Annotated in this window: 22 protein-coding genes; 5 read left to right on the top strand and 17 right to left on the bottom strand. The window is 63.0% G+C overall.

Going from position 1 to position 26,208, the window contains the following annotated elements:
- Nucleotides 1-3: 3 nt before the first annotated feature.
- From MRBLMC3_RS12285 to MRBLMC3_RS12295, 3 genes are read right to left on the bottom strand one after another with little or no spacing between them, the layout of a single operon-like run.
- Nucleotides 4-3,120 (bottom strand): efflux RND transporter permease subunit, encoded by a 3,117-nt coding sequence (locus tag MRBLMC3_RS12285; RefSeq protein ID WP_363829138.1) that lies wholly within the window; start codon nucleotides 3,118-3,120, stop codon nucleotides 4-6.
- 4 nt (nucleotides 3,121-3,124) lie between these two features.
- Complete coding sequence (locus MRBLMC3_RS12290; protein ID WP_363829140.1) at nucleotides 3,125-4,240, bottom strand: efflux RND transporter periplasmic adaptor subunit; 1,116 nt, start codon at nucleotides 4,238-4,240, stop codon at nucleotides 3,125-3,127.
- A 1-nt stretch (nucleotide 4,241) separates the two neighbouring features.
- Nucleotides 4,242-5,426 carry a TolC family protein gene (locus MRBLMC3_RS12295; RefSeq protein ID WP_363829142.1) on the bottom strand — a complete coding sequence of 395 codons (1,185 nt, stop codon included), beginning with the start codon at nucleotides 5,424-5,426 and terminating at the stop codon, nucleotides 4,242-4,244.
- A 461-nt stretch (nucleotides 5,427-5,887) separates the two neighbouring features.
- On the opposite strand from MRBLMC3_RS12295, the gene MRBLMC3_RS12300 reads away from it, so the two are divergent.
- On the top strand, nucleotides 5,888-6,799 hold the full coding sequence (locus MRBLMC3_RS12300; RefSeq protein WP_363829144.1) for a glucosamine inositolphosphorylceramide transferase family protein: 912 nt from the start codon (nucleotides 5,888-5,890) through the stop codon (nucleotides 6,797-6,799).
- Here MRBLMC3_RS12300 and MRBLMC3_RS12305 read toward each other — a convergent pair.
- The 7 genes from MRBLMC3_RS12305 to MRBLMC3_RS12335 form a co-directional block, all read right to left on the bottom strand.
- The gene (locus tag MRBLMC3_RS12305) at nucleotides 6,711-7,850 is read right to left on the bottom strand and encodes a glycosyltransferase family 4 protein (RefSeq protein ID WP_363829146.1); all 1,140 of its coding nucleotides are present in this window, start codon (nucleotides 7,848-7,850) and stop codon (nucleotides 6,711-6,713) included. The genes MRBLMC3_RS12300 and MRBLMC3_RS12305 overlap by 89 nt on opposite strands.
- Nucleotides 7,847-9,148 carry a lipopolysaccharide biosynthesis protein gene (locus MRBLMC3_RS12310; protein ID WP_363736423.1) on the bottom strand — a complete coding sequence of 434 codons (1,302 nt, stop codon included), beginning with the start codon at nucleotides 9,146-9,148 and terminating at the stop codon, nucleotides 7,847-7,849. The genes MRBLMC3_RS12305 and MRBLMC3_RS12310 overlap by 4 nt, the downstream gene beginning before the upstream one ends.
- Nucleotides 9,145-9,936 (bottom strand): glycosyltransferase family 2 protein, encoded by a 792-nt coding sequence (locus MRBLMC3_RS12315; RefSeq protein WP_363752389.1) that lies wholly within the window; start codon nucleotides 9,934-9,936, stop codon nucleotides 9,145-9,147. Before MRBLMC3_RS12315 ends, MRBLMC3_RS12310 begins: the two co-directional genes overlap by 4 nt.
- Nucleotides 9,933-11,129, bottom strand: a complete 1,197-nt coding sequence (locus tag MRBLMC3_RS12320) for a hypothetical protein (RefSeq protein ID WP_363829148.1) — start codon at nucleotides 11,127-11,129, stop codon at nucleotides 9,933-9,935. Before MRBLMC3_RS12320 ends, MRBLMC3_RS12315 begins: the two co-directional genes overlap by 4 nt.
- Before the next feature lie 69 nt (nucleotides 11,130-11,198).
- A complete protein-coding gene (locus MRBLMC3_RS12325; protein ID WP_363829151.1) occupies nucleotides 11,199-12,314 on the bottom strand; it encodes an epoxide hydrolase family protein in 1,116 nt (371 codons plus the stop codon).
- Nucleotides 12,311-13,111 carry an SDR family NAD(P)-dependent oxidoreductase gene (locus tag MRBLMC3_RS12330; protein WP_363829153.1) on the bottom strand — a complete coding sequence of 267 codons (801 nt, stop codon included), beginning with the start codon at nucleotides 13,109-13,111 and terminating at the stop codon, nucleotides 12,311-12,313. The genes MRBLMC3_RS12325 and MRBLMC3_RS12330 overlap by 4 nt, the downstream gene beginning before the upstream one ends.
- Before the next feature lie 107 nt (nucleotides 13,112-13,218).
- Nucleotides 13,219-14,934, bottom strand: a complete 1,716-nt coding sequence (locus MRBLMC3_RS12335; protein ID WP_363829156.1) for an N-acyl-D-amino-acid deacylase family protein — start codon at nucleotides 14,932-14,934, stop codon at nucleotides 13,219-13,221.
- Nucleotides 14,935-15,071: 137 nt separating this feature from the next.
- On the opposite strand from MRBLMC3_RS12335, the gene MRBLMC3_RS12340 reads away from it, so the two are divergent.
- On the top strand, nucleotides 15,072-15,623 hold the full coding sequence (locus MRBLMC3_RS12340) for a hypothetical protein (RefSeq protein ID WP_363829159.1): 552 nt from the start codon (nucleotides 15,072-15,074) through the stop codon (nucleotides 15,621-15,623).
- A 45-nt stretch (nucleotides 15,624-15,668) separates the two neighbouring features.
- On the opposite strand, the gene MRBLMC3_RS12345 is transcribed toward MRBLMC3_RS12340, so the two are convergent.
- The 4 genes from MRBLMC3_RS12345 to MRBLMC3_RS12360 form a co-directional block, all read right to left on the bottom strand.
- Entirely contained in the window at nucleotides 15,669-16,481 is an 813-nt protein-coding gene (locus MRBLMC3_RS12345) for a sugar phosphate isomerase/epimerase family protein (protein ID WP_363829162.1), read from the bottom strand.
- A gap of 84 nt (nucleotides 16,482-16,565) precedes the next feature.
- Nucleotides 16,566-17,726 carry an aromatic ring-hydroxylating oxygenase subunit alpha gene (locus tag MRBLMC3_RS12350; RefSeq protein ID WP_363829165.1) on the bottom strand — a complete coding sequence of 387 codons (1,161 nt, stop codon included), beginning with the start codon at nucleotides 17,724-17,726 and terminating at the stop codon, nucleotides 16,566-16,568.
- 48 nt (nucleotides 17,727-17,774) lie between these two features.
- Nucleotides 17,775-18,800, bottom strand: a complete 1,026-nt coding sequence (locus MRBLMC3_RS12355; RefSeq protein ID WP_363829168.1) for a zinc-dependent alcohol dehydrogenase — start codon at nucleotides 18,798-18,800, stop codon at nucleotides 17,775-17,777.
- Nucleotides 18,801-18,895: 95 nt separating this feature from the next.
- Complete coding sequence (locus MRBLMC3_RS12360) at nucleotides 18,896-20,689, bottom strand: flavin-containing monooxygenase (protein ID WP_363736441.1); 1,794 nt, start codon at nucleotides 20,687-20,689, stop codon at nucleotides 18,896-18,898.
- A 209-nt stretch (nucleotides 20,690-20,898) separates the two neighbouring features.
- Here MRBLMC3_RS12360 and MRBLMC3_RS12365 point away from each other — a divergent pair, with 209 nt between their 5' ends.
- Nucleotides 20,899-21,660, top strand: coding sequence for a TetR/AcrR family transcriptional regulator (locus tag MRBLMC3_RS12365; RefSeq protein WP_363736443.1), 762 nt, complete (start codon nucleotides 20,899-20,901; stop codon nucleotides 21,658-21,660).
- A 27-nt stretch (nucleotides 21,661-21,687) separates the two neighbouring features.
- Here the strand turns inward: MRBLMC3_RS12365 and MRBLMC3_RS12370 are convergent, their stop codons facing one another.
- Nucleotides 21,688-22,311: a TetR/AcrR family transcriptional regulator gene (locus tag MRBLMC3_RS12370; protein ID WP_363829170.1), complete on the bottom strand. Its 624-nt coding sequence runs from the start codon at nucleotides 22,309-22,311 to the stop codon at nucleotides 21,688-21,690.
- A 171-nt stretch (nucleotides 22,312-22,482) separates the two neighbouring features.
- On the opposite strand from MRBLMC3_RS12370, the gene MRBLMC3_RS12375 reads away from it, so the two are divergent.
- Complete coding sequence (locus tag MRBLMC3_RS12375; RefSeq protein ID WP_363829173.1) at nucleotides 22,483-22,758, top strand: hypothetical protein; 276 nt, start codon at nucleotides 22,483-22,485, stop codon at nucleotides 22,756-22,758.
- A gap of 169 nt (nucleotides 22,759-22,927) precedes the next feature.
- Here MRBLMC3_RS12375 and MRBLMC3_RS12380 read toward each other — a convergent pair whose 3' ends face one another.
- Together MRBLMC3_RS12380 and MRBLMC3_RS12385 are read right to left on the bottom strand one after the other, a co-directional pair.
- Entirely contained in the window at nucleotides 22,928-23,872 is a 945-nt protein-coding gene (locus tag MRBLMC3_RS12380) for an alpha/beta hydrolase (protein WP_363829176.1), read from the bottom strand.
- Nucleotides 23,873-23,883: 11 nt separating this feature from the next.
- The gene (locus MRBLMC3_RS12385) at nucleotides 23,884-25,119 is read right to left on the bottom strand and encodes a hypothetical protein (protein WP_363829179.1); all 1,236 of its coding nucleotides are present in this window, start codon (nucleotides 25,117-25,119) and stop codon (nucleotides 23,884-23,886) included.
- 181 nt (nucleotides 25,120-25,300) lie between these two features.
- On the opposite strand from MRBLMC3_RS12385, the gene MRBLMC3_RS12390 reads away from it, so the two are divergent.
- Nucleotides 25,301-26,176, top strand: a complete 876-nt coding sequence (locus MRBLMC3_RS12390) for an AraC family transcriptional regulator (RefSeq protein WP_363829182.1) — start codon at nucleotides 25,301-25,303, stop codon at nucleotides 26,174-26,176.
- Nucleotides 26,177-26,208 lie beyond the last annotated feature (32 nt).

The raw sequence follows: 26,208 nt of genomic DNA on the forward strand, positions 1-26,208 counted from the left end.
AGGTCAGGCCGGTTGCCGTTCGCGCTCTATCCACAGCAGTGAGAGAGGCAAGAGCAGCAGCATGAACAAGGTTGCGGAGATGATGCCGCCGACGATGACGCACGCAAAGGGACGCTGCGTCTCGGACCCTATCCCCGTCGACAGCGCCGCCGGCAGCAGGCCCAGCCCCGCCATCAGGGCCGTCATCAATATCGGCCGCAGGCGGTCGATCGCACCCTCCACCACGGCCATGCCAAAGGCGTCGCCATTTTCAAATCTGTGGGTAATATGCTCCAGCATCACCACGCCATTCTGGACGGAGATGCCGGCGACAGCGATGAATCCGACAGCCGCGGATACCGACATATGAAGGCCTGCGAGCGCGAGCGCCGCAACGCCCCCGATGGCGGTGAAAGGAACCATCGCAAGGATCAGCAGGGCCGATCGCACCGAACGGAACGCTCCGAAAAGCAGGATGAAGATGCCAAAGAGCGCGATGGGAACGATCATTTCCAGCCGCTTCATGGCGCGCTGCTGATTTTCGAACTGGCCGCCCCAAACCATCCGGTAGCCGGCGGGCAGCTTCACCTGCTCGGCCACCGCCTTTTGTGCATCCGCCACGAAGCCGCCCTGGTCGCGACCGTCGACATTCGCCTTCACCGCGACGTTGCGACTGCCATTTTCGCGGCTGATGCGGGACGCGCCCATTTCAACGCTGATATGCGCAACCTCGCCCAGCGAGATGGTGCCGCCCGCCGGCAGCGGAATTTGCAGCTGGGCGACATCGTCGATCGCATTGCGCTGGTCCGCCGCAAAGCGCACGACAATGTCGAAATTCCGGTCACCTTCATAGGCTGAACCGACCGTCGCGCCGCCGAACGCCGTCGCGATCGCCTTGTTGGCATCATCGGAATTCAGGCCGTAGCGGGCCATGGCATCCCGATCCAGCACGGCGCGCACTTCGGTCTGGCCGCCGATCTTCACGGCATCGACATCCGAAGCGCCAGGCACGGCCGCAACCACGCGCGCTGTCTTTTCGCCAAGCGCTTCCAGGATGTTGAGGTCGGTGCCGATGATCTTGATGGAGATTTCGCCCTTCACGCCGGACAGGCTTTCCTCGACACTGTCCTCGATCACCTGGCTGAAATTGGTCGGCACACCGGGTATGGCGGCGATCTTCCTGCGCATGTCGTCCTCCAGCGCCGCCTTGGTCGGGAATTGCGGACGCCATGTGTTCCGTGGCTTGAGGTCGATCAGCATCTGCATGCTGGACGGCCCCTTGGGGTCGGTACCGTCGTCAGGGCGCCCGGTTTCCGAACCTACATGGGCGACTTCAGGATAGGACAGCATGATCCCGCGAATGCGCGCTTCCACCTTGCGGGTGGTGTCCATCGATGCCGACGGGGTCAATTGCACGGTCAGCCAGATATTGCCTTCATCAAGCTTGGGCAGGAATTCCGAACCCAGCCGGGGCACCAGCGCGACCGTGATGAGCAGCACCAGCGCGGAGGCGCCGAAAAGAACCTTCGTGCGCGGCTGCGACCGGGTGATGATCCGCCGATAGCCATCCTTCAGCCGGTCCATCCACGCAATGTGCTTTTCAGCCATGTCGTAGCGTTCCACCAGGAAACCGAGCACGGCGGGCAGAAAGGACAGGGTGAGCACCAATGCGGCGCCCAGCGCGAAGGACAGCGTCAGCGCCACCGGCGAGAACATCTTTCCTTCCACCCGCTGGAAGGTGAAGATGGGTACAAAGGCCATGATGATGATGGCCTTTGAAAAGAGGATCGGCCGCGCCAGGCTGGTGACCGTATTGCGCAATACCTGCTTGCGGCGGATCTTGTCGGGCTGGGTACCCTGATGTTTCGCCGCCTCCAGCGCCAGTGCGACCATCAGCGCTTCGACCAGCACCACGGCAGAGTCGATGATGATGCCGAAATCGACCGCCCCCATGGAGATCAGATTGGCCGGCACATTGGCGAAGCTGAGCCCGGAAAAGGCAGCGAGCAGCGCCAGCGGAATGATCGCCGCGACGACGAGAGCGGCGCGCCAGTTGCGCAGGAAGACGAGCAGCAGCACCGTCACGAGAGTCGCGCCGACGACCAGGTTTTCTGCGACCGTCTCGACCGTGCGGTCCAGCAGCTTCGTGCGCTGATAGGTCGCCCTGATCTGGATCGGTTCATGCCCCGTTCGCTGGGCGTCAAGGCGGAACTGCGCGTTCAACCTGTCCACCGCCTCGCGGACGCCGGCGACGACCACAGCGGCATTCTGGCCCTTTACCATGGTGACGATGCCTTCACTCACATCGTCCTTGTGGTCATAGGCGACCATGCCGCTTCGTTCGGGCGTGCCGATCTTCACGTCACCCAGGTCTCGAACGCGCACGGTATTGCCGTTCTGCGCCTTGACCACGGTGTTCCCGACATCGTCTATGCCCTGATAAAGGCCGATGCCGCGCACCACGACAACCTCGTCGCCGCGCGGAATGACGCCGCCGCCGACGTTGGAATTGGCGTTGCCCACCGCCGACTGGATGTCGGCGACCGTGACGCCATAGCGTTTGAGCAGATCCGGACGGATCAGGATCTGATATTGCTTGATGCTGCCGCCAAAGCTGGTGACGTCCGCGACACCTGGCACCATGCGAAGCGCCGGACGCACCACGAAGTCCTGGATCGCGCGCGCTTCGTACAGCGGCATGTCCTTGGGCTTGTCGAGAACATAGCGATAGACTTCGCCGACCGCGGTGGAAAGGGGCGCCAGACTGGGCACGACGCCGTCCGGAAGATCGGCGTCGCGCAGCTTTTCAAGCACCTGGGATCGAGCGAAATAATCGTCGGTCCCGTCGTTGAAGATCAGCGTTACGACGGAGAGGCCGGTGATCGAGACCGAACGGATGTCATTGACCCCTGGCGTCCCGGCCAGCGCACGCTCGATCGGCAGCGATATGGAGCGCTCGACCTCCTCCGGCGCCTGCCCCGGCCGCTGGCTGATGACGACCACCTGGACGTCCTGCACGTCCGGAAAAGCCTCGATCGGCAGCGTCGTCACGGCGCTGCCGCCAACGATGATCAGAGCGACCACCATCATGATCACGAATATCCGCTTCTCCACGACGAAGCGGGCCAGACGTTCCAGCATCGATTCAGTCCCCGGAGAGCTGTGCGTTCAGCAGCAAGGCGCCCTCGCCCACGATGCGATCGCCGTTGCGCAGGCCGGCGGTCACATAAGAATAGGCGTCGCCGCGCTCGCCCACCTCTACCGCCACGCGCCGGAAGCAGTCCGCCCCTTCGGCACGGAAGACGTAGTTTTTCATCCCTGATTCGAAGATCGCGGCATTGGGCACCTTGATCGCGCGGCGGCCGTCATCCGTCGTCAGACGCGCCCGGGCGTACATTTCGGGTTTCAGCGCAAGGTCGGGATTGTCCGCTTCCGCGCGTACCTGGACGCGGCGGGTGGCGGGATCGACCGCGAGACCGATCTGGGTGACGGTTCCGCTGAAGTGGCGGTCGGGATAGGCCGGAACATCGAATTCGATCCGTTCTCCAACACGCACGCGGCCGACGGAATCCTCGGGCACATCGACATTGACCCAGAGATGACGCGGATCGGACACCGTGTAGAGCGGGCTCTGCCCGGCTGAAATCTGCTGCCCAGGGTTGATCTGCCGATCAATGACATATCCGCCGACCGAGCTTGTGAGCGGCAAGGCATCGCCGCTCCCGCCGCCCAGATTGCGCAGCCGCAGGCTGGCGCGCTCCAACTCGGCGGATGCGGAGGCAGCATCGGCCTCGGCCGCATCGACGTCGCGGCGAGCTATGGCGCCGCCCGCGAAGAGCATCCGCGAACGTTCCATTTCCCGCGCCTTCAGATTGCGCTGCGCCTGCGCCGTCAGCAGGTCTGCGCGCGACTGGCCGACGTCGGGCGCATCGAGATAGGCGAGCGGCTGGCCCGCCCGAACGGCCTGACCGATATCCGCCAGCACCCGGGTCACGCGACCCGCCACGGGCGCGCCGACGCGACTGGTGCGCGCTTCATCCAGGACGATGCGGGCATTGAGATCGGCGGAAACGGGCAAAGGACCGCTCGACGCCGTTACCAGTTGCAGCGAATCCAGTTCTGGCGAACCCGGCGCATAGCTGATCATGTCCGGCGATTTTTTCGGCGCCTTGGGTGGCGGCGCATCGGCGGCGCCACAGGCTGCAAGCAGCATCAGCACAGCCAGCGAGGCGCCGGAGCGCAGAGGAAAACTCCTCGTCATATCAGCGATCGTCTCCGGTAGTTTCAGCGGCGCTTAGCCGCGCAATGGCGTTGGCCACATCAGATTGCGCATCGATCGCGCCCAGTTCCACGGCGCGCAGCGAACGGCGGGCGTCCAACAGTTCCATCAACGATGTGGCGCCGTGGCTGTAGGCGAACTCGGCCACCTCCGCCGCCCTGCGGGCTGCGGGAAGCTGCGTTGTGTCGAACGCGCGCTGGCGATCGACGGCTTCCTGGAGCGCCTGTCGCGCAATCATGATGTCGGCCGTGGCGACCGAGATCGCCTTGCGTTCCTCGGCTTCCGCCTGGACCAGCGCGGTCTCGGCAGCCTCTCCCTCTCCGACATAGCGGTTTCGAACAGGGATGGGCAGGGACACGCCCAGACCAACCGAGTCGCCGACGCCCAGGGCGCCGCTGGCGCGTTCATACTGGACCCCGACGGTCACATCGGGATGGCGCAGCGCGCGCGCGCCATCGACATCACGCCTCGCCGCCATGGTCCTGGCCTGCGCCGCGAGAACATCCGGCCGACGCAGAGCGATCAGATCGGCCGCCTGTTCATTCATGCCGCCGAGCGCGGGCCAGTCGCCGGTCGTCGCCAGCATGTCCGATTGCACCTCTCGCCCAATCAGCGTTCCCAGCGCGAGTTGCGCGGCATGCCATTGGGTGACGCTCTGCGCCGCGTCGGTGCGGGCGCGGGCGGCCTCCACCGTCTGCCGGGCGAGATCCCCGCTGGAGAGAGCCCCGACATGCTGCTGCTTGCCTGCAATGGCGAGGCTGTCGGCATAGCTGCTGGCTATGGTCTGCAATATCCGGACGCGGTCTTCGGCCGCCTTGAGGTCGAAATAGGCGTCATACACGGCCTCGCGCATGTCACGGCGCGCACTGACCAGATCATCCTGCGCCGCGTCGATCAGCGCGTTGGCCGCCGCCGTTCGCGCGCGCCGCTTGCCCCCCCGCTCAAGCGGAAGGTCGACGCGGGCCACCGTGTCGGCCAGCCGATCATAAGGAACAACCCCGATTTGCGACGGCCTGATCTGCGTAGAATTGACGCTGAACACCGGATTGGGCGCCGTATCGGCCATGCGGAGGTTCGCCTGCGCGGTTTTCAGCGCAAGACGGGCACGGATGACGTCGATATTCGCCTCGTCCGCCAGGGTCAGGGCGGCATCCAGGCTGATGGGCACGGCGGCTGTCTCTGCTTGCGCGGGAACAGCCGCAATCGCCGGAAGCGGATGCAGAATCGCTGCGCAAAACAGGCATGCCGCCAGGCTCGCAAACCGCGAGCCTGGCGCAACGTTGGAAAACGGCATTGGCGGCTGAACATTCCCTGAAGATGGACTTGGCCCATCTATCAGAAGGGAGGCGTGCCGCAAGATTGTCGATCAATCTAAACTAAATTTAATATAGGCGTAATTCGTCATTTTTGGCATATTTATGACAATGATGGATATGAGTATTTGATGATAGGATATTATATCTTATCAATAGCTGAAATCTCTATGCATATATTGCGATTATTGCTTCAACATCTGCCGAAGACTTTGCAAGACAACAGACATTTGACGATGGAGTGATCCCCCAAGCCAGGGCAATCCATGCCCGGATGTCTGCTTCACTCCCCCTGATACAATTGATATGGACCGTCATGCCTCGGCGTAAGGATATATGGAGATGCGGGATACTCGCCCGCCCGCTGGAACATGTTCTGGCGACCGGCGCGATGGACGGGCCGGTCACCTGGCTTGCCGAGGAACCGTCCTTCCAGTTTCTGGCCGACCCTTTCGGCTTGCGCGACGAAGAGGGGCGGTTGCATCTGTTCGTTGAGCAATATGATTATCGTTCCCGGCACGGAACAATAGAAAGGCTGCTTTTCGATGAACATATGCAGCTTGTGGATCGCAACCCCTGCCTCAGCGAACCTTGGCATCTCTCCTATCCACAGGTCTTTGCCGCAGACGGCGCCGTCTGGATGCTGCCCGAAGCGCACCGGTCGGGAGCCCTGACGCTTTATCGCGATCATGGCGATCTTCTGGACTGGCGGCCCGAATGCCGCATCGAACTGGATTGCGTGCCCGTCGACGCCACCATCCTCCGGCGGGACGGACGCTGGTACCTGTTCTATTCACCAGCGACGACCAGAACCACGAAGCTGGCCCATCTTCATGTCGCCTGGGCGGACAGGCTGTGCGGCCCATGGATTCCCCACCCGGCCAATCCCGTGCGGATCGACCCCCGTTCCTCCCGTCCGGGCGGGACCGCTGTCACGCTCGGCGACAGGATCATGCTGCCGGTGCAGGATTGCACCGCCACCTATGGCGGCGCACTCAGGCCCCTGTGGATCAATCGCCTGGATGAGCGGCAGTTCGAGGCGGAGGCCGGCGATGCCCTGATACCCCCCGCCGACGTCGGCGACTACAGCCAGGGCATGCACAGCTTGACGGCATGCGGCGACATCACCCTGTTCGACGTCAAGCGGATCGACGCATCGCTGCGGGGCCTGGCGCTGGACGTTCAGCGTCAACTGGGACGATTTCGTTCAGGATCGCGCCGCCCGTAGCCGCAAACTGCGCCCAGGAAAAGCGATCCAGCATGTCGGCCCGCGCGGCCTGCCCCATCGCATGCAGCCTTTCCGGCTGCGACAGCATGGTCTGGAGCGCCCGCGCCAGAGCGTCGGCATCGCCGGGCGGAACGATCAGGCCGGTCGCATCCTGACGGATGGAATAGGGCAGTTCCCCCACCGACGACGCCAGGACGGGAAGCCCCGCCGTCAATGCCTCATGCGCGGCGATGCAGAATCCCTCCGACCGGGAGGGTTGCACATAAGCATGCAGGTTCGAAAGAAAGGCGTGCGGCTGATCAACGAAGCCCGGAAAGGCGATGGTGTCGAGCGCCGCGCTCGCTGCCATGGCCTCAAGTCTTTGCCGTTCCGCGCCCTCGCCTCCAATCACGAACTGGACGGGAGTAGCGGGGGTGAAGCCGCCAGCCTTCAACCGGGCCAGCGCAGCGATCAGCAGGTCATAGCCTTTAACTGGATGCAGGCGGCCAAGGCTGCCGATGCGAAGCCATTCGCCCGGCTGCCACGGCCGCGCCTCGACCATTGCCGGATCGGCCGCGAAGATAGGCCAGCATCTCAGGCGCTCCAGCGGAACCCCGAGCCGTTCCGCGGTCAGGTCCGTCACGGACCGGGAATCCCCTACCCACAACGTCGCGCGCCGCGACAGCAGCCGCATGAGGCGCCGGTTCCAGGGCTTGAGGAAGGCCGCATGCTGCCAGCAGATCACCGGCAGGCCCATGGACGGACCAAGGATCAGGCTGAGGATCGTCGCGCGGCTCAACGACGACCAGATATGGGTCGCGCCCCAGGCCCGCAGTTCGCGCCGAAACCAGAGCGCGGCGGCGACATGGTCCGTCAGGCCGCCCTCGCGCACGGCGGGATCCAGCCCCGCCGCCGCCATGGCGGGAAGGCCCCGGCGATCCCGGGGGGTAAGCGCGAACAGGCGCACCTGCGCTCCGCCATCGCGGAGCACGCGGGCTATGGCGGGAACGGGCTGGCTTGCCCCTCCCCCCTCCACGGAGTTGATGACATAGGCGATCCGCGGGCGGCTCAATGAAGCTGGCTCCGCCGCCACACCAGGCCTGAAAGCAGGGCGCTGGACAGCAGCGCCTGCCCCACCGCCTGCAAACCGGCGCCCATCAGGCCAGCTTCGCTCAGCAACCATGGCAGTATCGGAAGAAAGATCATGCTGGCGAACAGGTTGGCGCTCATCGACAGGGCGGGATATCCCATAGCGGACAGGGCCGAGCTGCACGGCGGCCCAATGACCGCGATCATGCGCGCGGCGATCAGCACGACCATGATGCCGCCCGCCGCCTTGAACGCCGTCCCGCCCAGCAGCGTGATGATCGGCGTCGGGAAGAGTGCGGCGATCAGGACGACGGGCGCCGCCGCGGCCAGGGCGATACCCACGACCCGGACCAATGTCCTGCGCAACGGAGCGCCGCCTTCGCCCGCCGCCACCATGCGCGCCAGTTCGGCATAGGCGGTGTTACCCAATATCTGCGCGGGTTGGGCGATGATCACGGTGGCGCGCTGGGCGATGGCGAACAGCCCGGCCATGGCCGGTCCAAGCACCCAGCCGACGATCAGCGGCGCTATGCGGCCGGCCAGTTCGTTCAGCGTGACATCCGCATTGCTGGCGACCAGGAAGCGCCAGATGCCGGGATTGTCGGTCCTCGCGCTGCCGCTTTCGGGACGATGCAGGACGGGGCCCAGATGGCGGCGCGCGCACCACCACCCCATGCCCCAGAGCACCGCGAATTCAGCCAGCGCGGCGATCAGCCATGCGACCAGAAAGCCGGCGATGCCCCATCCCGTCAATAGCGCCAGCAGCGCGCCGGCCAGTCGGATCGTCGGCTGAACCACATTATGCACCCCGATAAGGTCGAAACGGCCGATCAGTTGCAGATAGCCGGCAGGTACCGAACGCACCGATCCCAGCACAGCGAAACTATAGGGAATGGCGAAGGCGACCGTCTGGGGTGGCCAGCCAAGATGCGGCCCGACGAACGGGGCCAATATCATCGCCACCAGGATCGCTGCGGCACCCCCGGCGAGTTCGACCGTGGTGCCGAACCGCAGAAGCCTGGCGAGCCGATGGGGCGAATTGTCCGCCGTCGCCTCCGCGCCATAGCGAATGATCGCCTGCCAGGCGGGAAATTCGACGATACCGCAAACCGCCGTCACATAAGCATGGACCAACACCAATATACCATAGTCGCGCGGCCCGAGGGCGCGGGCCGCGATGACGAGGTAAATCAGGCTGATGACACCCGCGCCCGCCTTTCCGCCGAGCACAAGTCCCAATCCCTTGAATATGCGCCCTGCAATTCCAACGCGTTCCGTCATGCCGATGGCGAAGCCCAATCCTTGTTCCGCAAGGCGACGCCCATGCTGTTGCGGGCGGCAAGGCGGCGCCCCAGGAAATGATAGAAATACCAGTCTAGCGCCCTGCCGGGCAAATAGCGATAGAGCAATCGCTCTGCCCTGGTCCAGCTTACGGCATCGCGTGATACGCGCCGTTCCGAGGGGAAACAGACATGGTCGGGATGGTAGACCACGCGGCCATGGCGCATGATGCGATGGACGATTTCATGATCCTCCAGCACATAGGGCCAGCGCGCTGCGTCGAAGCCGCCGCCGGCGCGCAGCGCCGCGGTGCGGAAGGCCTGCGCATAGCCGCCGGCATGGCATTTGGTCGCAAAGCGCCGGCCCTTGCGCAGGATGAAGGCGATGCGGCGCTGCGAACGCATATCCTCTGCCGGCGCATAAAGGTCGATCGCCATCACCGCCGCGGCGCCGTCATGATGGCCGAACAGGGCGATGATGCGCCTTACATAATCGGACGGGTAAATGGTGTCCGCGTCGCAGGTGGCGACCAGCGGCGTATCGACCTGCGCCAGACCGGCCGCCAGCGCATTGATTTTCCCCGGTGTGGGGCAGGAGAGAATTCTCGCGCGGTCGCCCAGAGCCGCGATATGGATGGCCGCTTCGGCCGCGCCTCCATCCGTCGAACCGTTGTCGATCAGCAGCAGCAGGAAGCGCTCGTCATTCTGCGCGACAAGGCTGTCGATCGTGCGGCCGATCCATCCCTGTTCATTGAAGAAGGGAAGGATGATGGTCAGCAGCGCCGTCACGCCGCGCGAACGGCCGAAAGGGGATCACGACCGGTGCTTCGGCGCTCTGCCAGCATGGCGATCACCTCCGCCGCCCTTTCGGACGAGGGACGGCCATTCAGGTCGAAGCTCTCGGCGAACAGCCTTTCCTGTACGGCGCGGTATCTTTCGTGGTGCAGAGCGTCCGCGCGGTCGAACGCGGAACTCAGCGCTGCGGGATCGGAAATGACTTCACCGGCTTGCCAATGGGCGAAGTTGGGATTCCCTTCCCATTGGATTGCGTGGCTGTTCAGGAAGATGCAAGGGCGCGGACGAAGCAGGAATTCATAGATCTGGCTGCTCGCATCACCCAGGTAGATGTCGGCAGCGGTCGTGTAGCTCATGTCCGTGGACGCGCGGCTGCCCAGGTCGATGTGGATGTTGTCCCCGTGCAGATAGCGGTTTTCGATCACGCCCGCCCGGCTGATCGTCAGCCTGTCGATGGTGACCACGAACGGCCGTTGAAACAGCATGACATGGGGCGCGAACAGCAGGGCCCGATCGTCATGGCGCTGGAAATGGTCAAGCACCTGCCGCCCATGCCTGTACCAGGACGAAAGGTGCGGCGAGGGATGCGGATTGTAGAGCACGGTCGGCCGATCGCGCTCCACATGATAGCTGCGTCCAGCCTGGCGGATCATGTCGAACTTGGGATAGCCGACGATGCTGATGGCGTCCGGATCAACCTGCGCTTCGGTTATCAATCGGCGGCGGATCTTCTCGCCCGAACAAAGGACATGGTCAAAGCGCGCGCTGGCCTTGTCGAAACCAATGGCACGGTCACCCGCACCGTGGCGGGTATGCACGATGAACAGATTATCCAGGCGATAGCGCGACCTGAGCAGCAGCGATGTTTTTTCCGCGACGACCAGAATATCAAGGCTGCGGAAGAAATCGAGATTGTCGCGATAAACCAGCAATTTGGAGGCCGGGACGACATGTTCCAGCAGCCGGCTGATCCTGGCCGTAGAGGGGGAGAGCGAAAGTTCCACATGCTGGATTTTCGAATCCAGCCATTCCCCGGCCAGTCGCCTGACTTCGGCGGCCAGTTGACCGTTGGTGGTGGCGACCATGATTTCGCCTGCAAAGCCCCCCTTTGCCAGCGCGATGGCAATAGGCAGGCTGTGGGCGATCTGATGAATCTGATCGTGGTTGAACAGAAATCCTATGCGCATTTGCCTGTGACGCCACCGCCACCAGCATACCGCAGCCCGGATTCCCGAAAGCTGCAAAAAAATTCCGGGTCAGCAATCCTGCCCGTCCAGAAAGGCGATGAGATCGGAGGCAAACGCCTCCGGCGCTTCCATCGCGGCGAAGTGCCCGCCGGCAGTCATTTCCGTCCAGCGCACGATATTATAGCGCCGTGCGGCGAGCGATCGGTCGGCCAACGGGTAAAATTCGCCTGGAAAATGCGCAATCGCGGTCGGCACTTCGACCCGCCCTTCCTTGCCCTGTTCATGGGACGAGCCGTGATACATCCAGATCGATGAAATCACCGAGTCCGTGACAAGATAGGTCATCATGTTGGTGATCAGCTGATCGGTCTGGAAACCGTTCGCCCCCGTGCTCCGCCAGTCGCTCCATCCATGAAATTTTTCCAGGGTCCAGGCCGCCCAACCGAGGGGATTGTCGTGCAAGGCGAGCGCCAGTGTCTGCGGCTTCGTCCCCTGCTGATGCAGATAGCCCGATTCGGGATAGGTGAGCGATGCGAGCTGTTGCCAATAGGCTTGCAGTTCCGGATCGGCCGATGTTCCGGGACCGTCGGGCAGGTAGAAGTTGAGGTGGAGGGCGGCAACGGCATCGGCATGCCAGATGCCTAGCTGCGTCGCGACCAGCGATCCGAAATCGCCGCCCTGCACATGGAAGCGGGGATATCCCAGAACATCCACCATCAGCCTGCGCATCAGCGCGGCCATGGCCTTTTCCCCCAAGGGACGAGGCGGCTTGCCGGACCATCCGAAGCCGGGAATGGAGGGCACGACGAGCGGATAGCCCGCATCCAGAAGAAGGGGGATGACAGCCTGAAACTCGACGATCGAACCCGGCCAGCCATGCATCAGCAGAATGGGCAGTCGTCCGGCCTCGCCGCCGGGTGCGGGAATATGATAGAAATGCAGCAGCACGCCATCCACCTCGGCCAGCGCCTGCGGCCAGCGGTTCAGCATCGCTTCCTGCGCCCGCCAGTCATAATCGTTGCGCCAATGATCGACAAAGGCGCGAAGACTGGAAGCGTCGGTGCCATAGCGCCAGTCCCTGTCGTCCTGTGGCGCATAGCCGATGCGGCTGTCGGCGAGCTTGCGGTCGATCCGGTCGAGCGTGGATTGCTCCACATCGATGACAAAGGGGCGAGGGGTCGTCATCTGTCCTGCCCCATGCTCCGGAAGGCCGGCACAATGGGAGTGGCAATCGAAAAGCCGCCGTCCATCACGAGAACATGACCGGTCAGGAAAGCGGCGGCGGGCGACAGGAGAAAGGTGATCGCCTTAGCAATTCCGTCGGCCGTCCCGAGCTCCGCCGTCATATGATGATGCCGCAGCATGTCCAGCATTGCCGGATCAAATGCCGTCTGTGCCGCCGGCGTCATCACCAGACCGGGCGCGATGCAATTGCTCCTGATGCCCTGCTTGCCATATTGCACCGCGATCGATCGCGACAGGCCGAGCAGGCCCGCCTTTGCAGTGCCGTAACAGGTCCTGGTATCTTCCCCGCGCAAGCCGCCAACCGACGCGACATGGACGAAGGCGCCGCCGCCGCGATTGATCATCGAGGGTATGGCAGCGCGCGCCAACAGCGCTGGCCCGATCAGATTGACCGCCAGCAACTCCTGCCATAATGCCGCGTCTATATCCGCGACCTGTTCGTCCCGTCCGTCCGTCCGCACGGCGTTGTTGACGACAAGGTCGATGCCGCCCTCATCATCGATGACCTCTCCCGCCAGGGCCGCGATGCTGACGGGATCGCCCATGTCGACTGGCCTGACGACGCAATCCAGGCCATCCCGGCGCAGCGAGGCCTGCGCACCGAGACTTCCCGGTTCGTCGATATCCGCCATCCAGACCCGAGCGCCGGATGCCGCCAGGCTTCGGACCGTCGCGAAACCTATGCCGGAGGCGCCCCCCGTCACGATCGCGACCTGGCCATCCAGTCTTGTGTCCATTCCGCACCCTTCTTCAGCCTGGAGAGACGACTCCGCCAGCCATCGGCCCAAGGGCGCAGCGAAGCGCAGATGGCGGAAGCTCAGGTTCCGCCATCATCGCAGCTTGTTCAGGCCGCGATGCGATCGCTCGCATCGAGGAAGCGGGCAGCCAGTTCGCCGGTCAGTTCCCCGTCCCGCTGCGCCAGGACGCCGTTGACGAAGGTGTAGCGGAAGCCGCCCACCGGTCGGCGGAACCGCGCCTTGCCGCCCGGAACATCCTGTACCTTCTTCTCGACATCCCAGTGCAGCTTGTCGAGGTCGAAGACGGCGATGTCGGCTATCGCGCCTTCCGTGATGACGCCGCGGTCCTTCAGCCCAAGGATGAGCGCCTGATCGCGCGACATGCGCTTCACGGCATTTTCCAGCGTCATGTCGGGGCGATCACGCACGTGGCGGGTGAGAACGAGCGTGGTGTCGCCCGCGCCGTCGAACATCCCGATATGCGCACCGGCGTCGCTCGCGCTGATGATGCTTTCGTCCGCCGCCAGCAACTCGCCGACGATGCGCTCGTCCGTATTGGTGAAGGGATAGACGAACTCGGGTTCGAAATCATTTTCGAGCACCCAGTCAGCCAGAATGTCGGACGGATGGCCTTCGCGCTCGTCCAGGACGACGTCGAACGTCTTGCCGATATAATTCTCATATTCCGCTTTCCCGACCTTGACGATGCGGAAGCCGCGGATCATGCCGCCGCTCGGGAAGCCTTCCTTCACTGAATCCCAGTCCGCGCGCGCCTGCGCCCGCCATTCGGGATCGGCCAGGCGCCGCCGCTTTTCCTCGATCGCCATGCCCGGCTGCACCACAGCATTCCAGCTGGGCACATAGATGAAGACCATCGCCTGGTGGAAGTTCACCAGCAGTTCGATCGATCGTGGCGAAGCCAGGAAATGGAAATTGGCGCCCTTCGCCCGCTCTTCCCTGGCCATCTTCATCAACCGGGGATGGTAATCGGGGTCGTCCGGGCGCTGATAGATGCCGTTGGACAGCACCGGCACGCCGCCATGCTTGATCGAATAACCACAATATTCCCGCAGGTCCTTCTCCTGCTGATCCAGGCTCCCCATGTCCGGGATCACCTGGAACACGCCCTTGTACTTTTGCGCGATGCCGAAGATGCCAGCCAGTTCGCTGTTGTCCGCATGGAAGCTGGGCACCAGATCGCCCTCAGGATTGCGGTCGAACCGCGAACTGGAAATGCCGAAGGCGCCTGCCGCCATGGCGGAATCGAAATTGGCGGTGATCCGCCCGATCTCTTCGTCGTTCGAGGCGCGCGTCCAGGCATCCTGTCCCAGTTCGAAGGTGCGCAGCAGCGAGTGGCTGACCAGGGACGCGACATTGACGCCGAACCGGCGGCTCCGCATCTCGGCGGCATATTCTTCAAAATTTTCCCAGGTCCAGGGAATTTCCTGTTCGAACGTGTCCTTCGGCAAATCCTCGATATAGCTGAAGAGCGTGGCGAGATCGGACACGCTTTCCTTGCGCACCGGGGCGAGGCCGAGCGAGCAGTTACCGATCAGGACGGTCGTCACGCCATGCTGCAGGATCGGATCGCACGACGGATCCCAGAACAGCGAACCGTCATAATGGGTGTGTGTGTCGATAAAGCCGGGGCTGACATAACAGCCCGAGGCGTCGTACACCTCGGATGCGCCCGCCACCAGATCGGGCCCGACCTCGACAATGCGGCCGTCCGCCAAGCGAACGTCCGCCGCGAATGCAGGCGCACCCGTGCCATCGATGACCTGACCGCCCTTGATCAGGACACTCCCCACATTCTTCGACACCTTCATCTCCTTCAGTCGCAACCATCAAGCTATCATGCCGGTTTATCCCCATGGATCGCGCAGCCAACGTCCCACCGGACTAAGACCGGCGAACGGCTGCTGCTACTCTGCCTTTGCTGGAGCAAGGAGAGGTATTGATGACCGAAGTTTCCCAAGTCGCATATTCGACGCAGGACATAAAGGCTACCGCGCTCGACATGATCGCCAGGGACGGCGTCGGCCCGTTCTATTTCGCCGAATTCCCGCTTTACGACCTGACTTATCAGGGCAAGGCCGCGCATTATGACAGGATACAGGTCGCCTTCGGGTACAAGGGGGATCTGCAGATCGAACTGCTCCAGGTGCCAGCGGGTGGACATTCCATCTATGCCGAGGGGATCGCCGGGCGACGCGAACTGTTCCACCACAGCTACGTCAAAAATGACGAGGATTATGATGCGATCGTCGCCCGTCATGAACAGGCCGGCGAGATGGCGACCTATAAGGGCGTATCGCTCGCAGGGGATGACCGTATCCGCTTCTGCTATGTCGATGCGCGCGAACGGCTGGGCCATTTCGTGGAGATATTGGAAACCAACAAGATGGTCGGTCCCGCCGCGAAGATTTTCGACGCCTATGAACAGATAAAGCGGGCCGCCAGGGGCTGGGACGGAAAGGATCCGATCCGTCAGATGGCCGATCTTTTCTGAACGCAGATCAGCCCGGCGGACCAGCCCGCAATATGTACGGGTCAACTATGATCCGGGTTCGCAAGCCGCGCGCGCAGCCGCCTCATACATGGACAGGGCGCGCTCTTCTGGCGGCACCTTGCCGAACAGGGCGGCCTGTGGCGCTTCCACGCCGATCACCAGATCGGCCGGCGCCCAGTCCAGCATGGCCCGGATCGGGAATTCCCCCGTTCCCGGCAACATCCGGTTGAGCGCCTCGTCAAGCGCATCGACCGGCGGCTTTGCCAGCCCGTCGCAAATCTGGATCGATCCGACCATGTACGGATCGATCCCATCCAGCCCCAGCAGGCCGCCACTCGTTCGCATGAGGTGCAATATATCGAGGACGATGCCGCCATTGGTTCGGCCGGCATCGCGAACGAAATCCCGAACGGCGGCAATCCCATACAGGCTCCTGCATGCCGCGAAGAATTCCACATTGACCCGAATGCCATGTTCCGCGGCCATATCGCAGGTCCGCCGATATTTGGTCAACGCGTCGGCCCGGTCCGCATTCTCCCAGACGATCGCCGTCGCCGTACGCGCCCCCAGCGCAGCGCCGCATTCCAGCGCCCGGCGGAAACTTTCCGGGTCCGCCTCAGGCGTCAGGTTGAAGCATTCCAGATTGAGCAGGCCGACGCCCGTCTCCTTCATGCGGGCAAGCATCTCCTGCCGCTTTCCCAGGTCCCCAACGACCTCATCGACCTGCATTTCGGGGGTTGGCGCATGGGCAAAGATGCTGACGAAGCGAAATCCTGCCTGCGCCGCCGCGTCAACGAGCTTGGCTCCGTTCAACTCCGGCACGCCGAGCGGCTCCAGGCAGAAGTCCCGGCCGCTCACAATGCCCTCCTGCACTTCGTTACGGCTGGTTTCAACGCATCGATCATCCTGCTTTCCTCATTCCGGATCGCCCTCATCTGTCGGCTATTCGGCGGCAAAGGGCATTTGCTGCCTGAGATTTTCATGAAACAAGATCGGCCCCAGTTCATTGCGGCCGAAGAGGATCGCATCCTGCGCGCCGCTGGCGAGGCCGCGCTGGATCTGGAAGCTGGCCAGATAATCCTCGTCCGCGACCAGCTTCGCCACGCCATCCAGCATCGTCTCGGCCTGTGCGGCCGCCAGATCATTGTCGGCCAGATCCTTTTTGACGCCGTAGACCAGCCGGCTAACGGAACTGCCCGGCTCCGCCCCTGGCTGGATAACCTGCGCAATGATCGCCGAATCCCATATCGTCACCATCGTGCCCGGAAACATCAGATATTGGGGGTTGATCATGTCTTCTCTCAGCGGCTCCCATTGCGCCTCCGGAATGTCGCGCAGCCGGTGTATCGAATTCTGGCAGAAGGTGATCAGGATATGCGGACCGAAGCGGTCGAGCGCCGTGCAGTTCGACACCATGAAACGGCCGACGCTGTCCCGATGCAACTGCGCGAAATGATACGCCTCCAGATGTCCTTCGACGACCAGCTTCCAATTGGCGGCCTGCACGGTTCGCGATCCGACCACACGATAATCGGCAAGCCGCTGCTCCAGTCCCATATGCCGGTCCGCGCCGGCCATCCACTGGCCGATGTTGAACGAGATACCGGGCGTCAGGACGATGAAGATCAGGCCCGATCGTTCGGCGGCAGCCAGTTCCGTGAGGCCGCGGCTGGCCCGGTCCACCGGGCCGAAAGTGGCGGCATCGGCGACGCCCAGCAGGCGTCCCTCATTATCATATGTCCATCCGTGATAGGGGCAGGAAAATCGCGTCTGCCGGCCGCTGCAATTTTCCGGTGCAACAACCGCGCCGCGGTGGCGGCAGACATTGAGGAAAGCCCGCAATCCCGTTGCCGTGCGGGTGATGAGAACGGCCGTGTCCAGGATCGTCAGGGACAGAAACGACCCGGCGTCCGGCAATTCGCAGGAGAGCGCGACCGCAAGAGGCTTCTGCCTGTAGATTTTCTCGACCTCGCTCGTCCAGATCCGCCGGTCGAAATAATCGGTGACCGGAACGCGCATCTGGCTTTCGGCGGCATCCGTCGTCTTCGCCTCAGCATGGGCGAGAAGTCGTTTGGCCAGGCCGATCTGTATCGCCTTGTCCATATCCTCCTCCTGTATGTTGCGGCGGTCCGGGCTGGCCGTCCGTCCGCATCATGGGAATGGCGTGATCAACACCTTGCACTGTCGCGGCGACGTGCGCAGAGCCTCGAACATTTCCGGCACGGCATCCAACCCCACCGTATCGGTCACCATGTGGCGCGGCTCGACAGCTCCCGCGTCCAGCACATTGACCGACATTTCAAACTCGCTGCGCGTATAGAGCTGCGGGAAATGGAGCTGCAATTCGCGCATGCCAAGGCCAGCCGGAACGATGGGGTCATCGCCAAAACAATAGCCAAGGGAAACCAGCCGTCCGCCATGCCGCGCATAGGCCGCCGACGCCATGAGCAGGCCGGGGCGGCCGACGCATTCGACCACCACATCGGCCGCTTCCCCCATGGGCAATTCGCCATAATGGCGGGCAAAGCCGTCGCCGCCGGAGGGCGCCTGGGGCAGGAAGACGCCGGTCGCCCCCATCCTTTCGGCTATCGCCCGACGTTCAGGGACTTTTTCGATCACATAGGTCCGGGCGGCACCAAAATGGCGGGCCCAGAAGAGAGCGGCAAGGCCGATCGGCCCCGCGCCCACGATCGTCACCACATCGCCCGGCATGATCCGCGCGGCGACGATGCCATGAAGCGCGACCGCCAGAGGCTCAGCCAGTGCGGCATCGTCGAGGGACACCGTGGATGGCAATCGAATGGCGGAAGTCGGATCGACCGCGACATATTCGGCATAGCCGCCTGACGTGAACCGCATCGACGCACAGCGGGCCGGCATGCCCTGACTGCATGCGGTACAATGGCCACAGCCGAAGATCGGCATGACGGCAATCTTGTCACCCGCCGCGACCCCCTCGACGCTCCGTCCGACCTCGACAACCTCGCCGCTGATTTCATGGCCGAATATCGTGCCGGGGGGCGGCACATAGCCATGCCCCTCCGCCATGTGCAGATCGGACCCGCAAATGCCGCACCGAGCGACTTTCACAAGAACCTGATTTGCCGCCGGCGCCGGATCGGCAACTTCATCGACCGCAAGCGGCTGGCCAACCTCCCTGAAAAGGACTGCGCGCATAGGAACCCTTCATCATTCGGCGATCGGCTGGCGACGCGGACGGTGGATGCCCGGCCGGGTAACCCGGCCAGGCGAAAGGTAGCGCCTGCCGCGCTTCACGCGATCTCGCGGTCCGCGACCAGCCCCTCCAAGGCGCCGGCAGCCCGCCAATCCTCCAATATCTTCACGAAAGCGAACAGGCCGCCGCCGAAAGACCCGTTTCGGACAAGTTTGCGGGACGGTTTGCCTTCGTCATTCCAGAAGCTGGGCGTGCATTCCGCCCATTGTTCGATGACAGCGGCAGCATTGTCCTCGTGGAACTGTACCCACGCGCGCTCCACATCTTCCGCGACTTCGACCGTCTTCAGGTCGCGCGCGCCCATCTCCGCAATGATATAAGCGATATGGCGCGCCTGTTCGTTCATCATGTGGGGGAAATTCGGCCCCCAAGGGGTCTGGGTGGTGCTCAGGATGAAGAGATTGGGGAAGCCGTTGACGAGCATGCCGTGCAGCGTCGTCGCGCCGTCGTGCCATTTCTGGCCCAGCGTCAACCCGTTCCGGCCGATGACGGGCATGACCGCGTCATTATTATAGGCGGCCAGTTCGAAACCTGTCGCATAGACGAGACAATCGACCTTATATTCCCTGCCCTGGACGATCAGCGCATCTTCGGTGATCCGTTCCACGCCATGCCCCGCCGTGTCGATCAGGTGCACATTGGGGCGGTTGAAGCTGTCCAGATAATCATCGTGGAAGCAGGGCCGCTTGCAAAGCCGATTGTACCAGGGCTTGAGGGCCTCAGCCGTGTCCCTGTCCTTCACGACATCGTCGATCCGCTTGCGTACCGATTCCATATAGGCGAAATCGGCCATCTGGAACATCTGGCCCAGTTGCTGGGGCGTCATGTCGGGCGTGGCTTTGCTCATGACGGCGTGGATCATCTTCGTCCAGCCGTCGTCGACCTGATCCTCGGGACAGGGAATGCCCATGACCACCGCCGTATAATTGTCCATCCGGCGCTGTTGCCAGCCGGGCGTCAACGATTTGAACCATGCCTGGTCGGTTGGATGATCGTTCCTGTACCCGATCGATGAGGGCGTGCGCTGGAAGACATAAAGTTCGTTCGCCGCCGCGCCGAGATGGGGCACGCACTGCACGGCGGTCGCGCCCGTGCCGATGATCGCGACATTCTTGTCCTTCAGCTTGTCGAGGCCACCCAGCGCGTCGCCGCCGGTATAGTCATAGTCCCAGCGGCTGGTGTGAAAGCTGTGGCCCTTGAAGGTCTCTATGCCCGGCACGCCCGGCAGCTTGGGCGTCTGAAGAGGGCCGGATGCCATGATGAAGGACCGCGCCCAGAGGCGGTCACCCCGATCCGTGCTGATCAGCCAGCGCCCGCGTTCCTCGTTCCAGCGCGCCTCCATGATCTGGGTGTGGAAAAGGGCCTTGTCATACAGATCGAATTTCCGGCCGATCCGCTTGGAATGCTCGAAAATCTCCGGCGCGCGCGCATATTTCTCGGTGGGCATATAGCCCGTTTCCTCAAGCAGCGGCAGATAGATGAACGATTCCACGTCACAGGCCGCCCCAGGATAGCGGTTCCAGTACCAGGTGCCGCCGAAATCGCCGCCCTTTTCCACGATGCGGACGTCGGAAACGCCATTCTGCTTCAGCCGGGCACCCGCGAGCAGCCCGCCAAAGCCCCCGCCCAGGATGACAACCTCCAGCTCCTCCTCAATGGGCGCGCGCTCGATGCGCTCGGCATAGGGATCGTCCAGATAATGCGCCAGCGCGCCTTCCATCTTCACATATTGCGCGGTGCCGTCGGAGCGCAGGCGCCGGTCGCGTTCTTCCCTGTATTTCTTGAGCAGGGCGTCAGGATCGAAGGTAAAGCCACCGGTATTATCCGCCATTTTCCTCATCTCTCAGTCAAGTTGCAGGCAGCGCGCCCGACATTCTCCCAGCCCCGCTTATTCGGCGATCGCGGCCCCGGCATCGTCCGTGCGGACAGGGGATACAAATGGTGGCGGGCAGGCAGTGGGGCGCAATCCGGAGAAGGCTTTTGGCGGATATCGTCCGATCGCGCTAGGACGATCCAATCGAAACCCGCTATGGCCCGATATTGACCAATATTGCCCATTCGGCAGACGTCCGTCTGCAAAATAGGGTGGTATTTCGTGATTGTCGGGGCTTTTGTCGGATGTTAACGTCGAATATTGACCGTCAGACGGGGGAACAGAAAGTTTTGCATCGTGCTGCAGAACGTAGCCGGGGTGCTGGCAGACCTACGCGCGCCAGGGCGGCGGAAATCAAGGATGTCATTCTTCGCGCAGCGATGACCGAATTTACCGAACGGGGATTTCACGCCAGTTCCGTAGCCAGCATTGCCGCGCGGGCGGAAGTTTCGCGCCGGACCGTGTACAACCAGTTCCAGACCAAGGAACAACTACTGGAGGTTCTGGCCAAACATACATGTACGCGGCTCAGAACGCTGCTGGCTGAGGTAATAGAAAACGAAGAGCCCATCTGGGACACGCTCTATGGCGTTGGCATGTGCTTTTACAATGATGCCATGGGCGCTGACTCGCGCACCATTTCCAGGCTGCTCGTCATGGAAGCAGAACGCATGCCTGCGCTGGCCCGCCAGGGCCTTTCGTTCCGGCAATATGCGCTGGAGCCACTGGTAAACTATCTGGAGCGCCAGGCCCTGGAAGGAGTCATCACCGTCGAAGACCATGCCCGCGCGGCCCAGCAATTTCTTCATCTGACGACCAGCAGCATCGACTATCTCTTTGGCGACAGCGGACATACGCTGGAAGAGCAGCGCCAATGGGTGGCCGCCGCGGTCAAGACATTCCTTTACGGGGTGCACGCGCGACGCTGATGGCGGACAGAAGGCCGACCGGCGGCGTCAATCCGGCGCGGCCGATGACGCGCCATGCTCCGCAACGGATTTGACGATCCTTTCGAGCGCCGGCCGATAATCGCCCAATATTGACGGCAGCGGGACCGGATTGCCCTCTTCATCCAGGGAGTGGCGGGCAAGAACATGGCGGCGCGCCAACATCACGGCTGCGCCGATAATGACCTGGTTCGCTTCTATATAGGCTGCAACCGCCGACGGCCGTTTCAGGCCCCCGGCCTCGAGCAGTGCCACGAGCTTGCGGCCATAGACGATCTCCTCGTCGTCCCCACGTCCTTCGATCAGATTGCAGATCAGCGCCGGATCGGACCGGAAGGTCGAATAGCACATTTCCGCATGCTGCCGCAGCACGACACGCCAGTCTGTGCCCGCCTCGACCGCAAGAGCCTTCATCGCCAGCCGATCGGCGACGAGTTGAAGCAAATGCTCTCGCCCTTTCACATAGCCATATAGCGTCGCCACGCCTGTGTTCAGGCGTTCGGCCACGCACGCCATTTCCAGCCGTTCCAGTCCGATGGCGCAGGCAGCGTCGACGATCGCATCCCGCGAAAGCGTCTTGGGACGGCCCGAGGAGCGCCTTTCCGCCGGATGCCTTCGCGCCTGCCTCTTCACTTGGTCATCATCCTTTATATTTCACCTTGGAAACCGTTATCATGGAACATTACCGAATACAGATCGCAAATGTTTTCGAATCAGACTCGACAATTTTTCTGCGGCGCTTTAGTCGTTGCGCAAAGCAGCCAATCAACGCGCTTTTGCCCCCCAATCAAGATGGTGATCGATATGCATTTTCGTTTCGCGCTTGCCACCGCACTGGTCGTCCTTGCCAGCCCGGCGTTCGTTTCCGCCCAGACTCCGGAAACGGGTCAATCGGTGAAGAGCGGCGCCTGGGTCTTTTCGGCCGATGGCCGCCGGATCGGCCGCGTAGATGACGTCGCCGACGGCACGGCCGCGATCATCTATAACGGACATCTGATCCGCATTCCCCTCGACAAGCTGGCCGCCAGCGACAAGGGGCTGGTCAGCTCGCTGACGCGCAAGGAGATCGATCAGTTGTAGAGCCGATTTCGATCCGATTGGATGAGATCGTCGATCCAGTAGTTTTGTTTGCAGCGACGTCTTGCCGGCGATCGGTTCGATCGCCGGCAAGACGTCCTGATATCCATGCTATATTCGGTGCAGTCCGCGTCATACAACTGATGACGGCGCTGAATAGAGCATGCCCCGCCTACCCCTCCGCCGTTGAGTCCGGCGTGGCCGCGATCAATCGGCGCGTCGCCGCCGCTATTTCGTCGAAGGCCATGGCCGCGCGGTCGGAGACATGCGCGAAGTTGAAAAATCCGTGCGGCAAGCTGGCATAGCGAAGGACGGTCACCTCGTTTCCGGCGCGGGCAAGCTGGTCGGCATAATTCAAGCCTTCATCGCGCAGGGGATCGATCCCGGCAATGGCCAGGACAGCGGGGGGCAGACCCGCATGATCGCGTGCCTCACAGGGCGAAAGACGGGGATCGCGCCGATCCGCCTGCCCGGCATACTGATTCCAGTACCATGCCATGTCCCTGCTGGTGAGCAGCGGGCAGTGGGCGTTCTCCCGCCAGGAAGGCGTATCGCAACGGCCATCGATCGCGGGATAGATGAGCAGTTGCCCGTGGACCGGGGGTCCGCCCCGGTTGCGCGCCTCCAGGGCCAGGACCGCGGCCAGATTGCCCCCGGCGCTGTCGCCCGCCACCAGAAGCGGGGCTGCGGCGCCCACAAGCTCGTCCCGATGGGCGTGGCACCATTTCAACGCAGCATAGCCATCCTCCAGGCCAGCCGGAAAGGGATGTTCCGGCGCCAGCCTGTAGTTGATCGAGAGGATCGCCGCCCCGGTCCTGTTGGCGAAAGCGCGAATGGCGGGATCATGCTGCGCCAGATCGCCCAGCACCCAGCCGCCGCCGTGCAGATACAGGATGAACGCAGTGGGACGCGCGGGACAATAGAAGCGCGCGGCTATGGCGCCGCTCGCGCCGGGCACATCCATATTGCGTACGCGCCAGACCGCCTCCTTCTCGCCCATGTCCGCATCGGCCCACAATGCCCTGGCCTCTTCCGGCGCCAGGCTGGATACCGGAGGCGCGGCCGCCAGCATCGCCAGAATGGGCTCAAAGGCTGTGTCCAGCTTCGTCTCAGACATCTGTCCCTCCCTCAGACGGCCAGGCCGCCGCTGACTATTGGCTCAATCCCATCCAGGCAGGCAAGGCCAACCGCCTGCAAATCGGCAAGCGCGACGCGCCTGACGAGAACCTCCGGCGGGCTGCCCGACGTCCGGATCAGGCGCAGGCTCCAGCCGCCATGCACATGTCCGAACGGATCGATCCAGTTTCCGCCGATCCCGGGATCGCGATGCGCGATGACGACGCGAACCGATCCGTCCGCTTCACAATGTGCCCGGTATTTCTGCAAATATCCGCCGCCATCCTCATAATTGTCGAGATTTTCCTGCCACATGTTGCACAGCTGGAGGATCCAGTAGTCACAGGGCGTCGGTATGAACTCGACCACCAGCGTTTCATCCGCGCCGCATTCCCACGTGCCGAACCCATGGTGTCGGTCTGCCACGCCGCCATTGGCGAGATAAAGGGTCAGGTCGAACAACAGGCGGTTCGGCTGGCCGTCGAAATTGTCCTGCCACCAGCGGCGGACCAGCTCGGCATATCCCAGGGTGATCTGCCCGGCCCTCGCCAGCCCGGCGCTCAGCTCCGCGGGGCGAAGCGGGCGAGGCATGCCGCCGTCCAGCCGTTCGATCCGCAAGGAGGGCGCGATCGTTTCCTCGCGCAGATGATAGAGCGTCCGCACCAATATCCCCACCGAGGAGCCGGTGATCGGAAGCCAGGCGCCGCCGCCCGGCGGCTTCTCCCTGCTGACGATGACTTCGAAATTACCGGCTTCATCGAATTGGATCTGGTCGCTCGCGATGAAGGCCGTCGCTCGCATCACGGCGGGATCGAACATCTTCAATCCGTCGACACCCTCCTCCGCCCAGTTGCGCGCACCGTGATCGGCCGGAAAGGCACCCTCCCACGCGGCCATGACGAAATAGGGAATCGTGCCGCGATTGCCGGCGATGCGATAGTCGTGCGCGCCGTCGAAAAATTCGGCGATCAGATGGTCCTGATCCGGGGACTGAAAGTTGATCCCCTGGCGCCATGGCGTGTCCAGCAGCCGGGGTCTTTCCGGTTCGGAATTTTCCACATAGCGATGGAAACCATGCCGGACCAGGCGGGACAGGAACCTGTACCATTCCGTCCGGTCGAGTTCATTCACCGCGTCGCCGAACTGGTCGATCACACGTCCCGCCTGTTTCAGAACATCGCACAGGTCGTTCCAGGCGTCCCCCGTCAGCAGCCGTTCGCCAGCCCTTTTTTCCAGTTCCGCATCCATCTCACATCGTCTCCATACGTGTCGCCGCCCTTCAGACAGCCGTTCGGGCCGAGCTGGCTTTGTTTGCGTCTAGTCCGATCGGCTGCGGCTCCGTTCGCAGCGCGCCATATGCTGGCGGCAGAGAGTGATGTTGCGGCAATGAGTCGAAAGGACGGTTGCCGCGTGCGAAGGAAATGCCGCCATGTCCTTTACCACGGAAACCCGTTTTTCGTCCCCGGCCGGGATGGTGGAGATACGCAACTATCATTGGCCCACTCCCCTCGACGATGTTCTGGGCGCTGACGCGGCGGTATTCGGGCTGTCTCTTTCCCGCGTTCCCGATGGATCGGTCGCGCGCTTCCATGGCGAGGGCGGCGGGCCGGATTTCCGGCCCGTGGGACGAATGCTGTTCCGCCCGGCCGGGTCGGAAATGAGCTGCCGCAATGCGGGAGGACGACAAAGGCTACTGATGTGTTCCATGCCGGACGACCGGACTGGCGAAGGCATGCCGCTCCCGGTCGCACATCTGCCGCCCGCGCTGGACCTTCGCGAACCGGCCCTCGCGCGGACGATGCACAGGCTTGCCCATGAAGTCGTCACGCCGGGCTTCGCCGCGCCTGCGCTCATCGAAGCGCTGATTGCGACCCTGCTGGTCGATTTCACGCGCAGCCAGCGCACGCAGCCGCCTCGCCAGGCCAGGGCTCGCGGCGGCCTCGCGCCGTGGCAGATCAGGCGCATCGAGGAAGCGGTGCGCGAAACCGATGGCCCCCCGCCCAGCGTGTCTGCTCTGGCCCGGCTTGTTGACATATCGCCACGGCATCTGCTTCGGGCATTCAGAACGAGCATGGGCTCTTCCGTCCTTTCCCATATCGCCCAGATCCGTCTGGACCGGGCCTGCGCATTGCTATCGGCGTGCTCCATGCCGATCAAGCAAGTGGCGGGCCTGTGCGGTTTCGCCTCCACAAGCGCCTTTTCCGCGGCTTTCCGCCGTAAAACCGGAATGACGCCCCGCGATTTTCAGCGCCGGGCAGGATATTCGAGTCCGATCCGCGACATAATGGCCGAAGGAATGGACTGATCGCCACCCTTCCCGCGCCCATGCTGATAGAA

It is taken from the genome of Sphingobium sp. LMC3-1-1.1, assembly GCF_040676285.1.
In the GTDB taxonomy this organism is placed as follows: domain Bacteria; phylum Pseudomonadota; class Alphaproteobacteria; order Sphingomonadales; family Sphingomonadaceae; genus Sphingobium.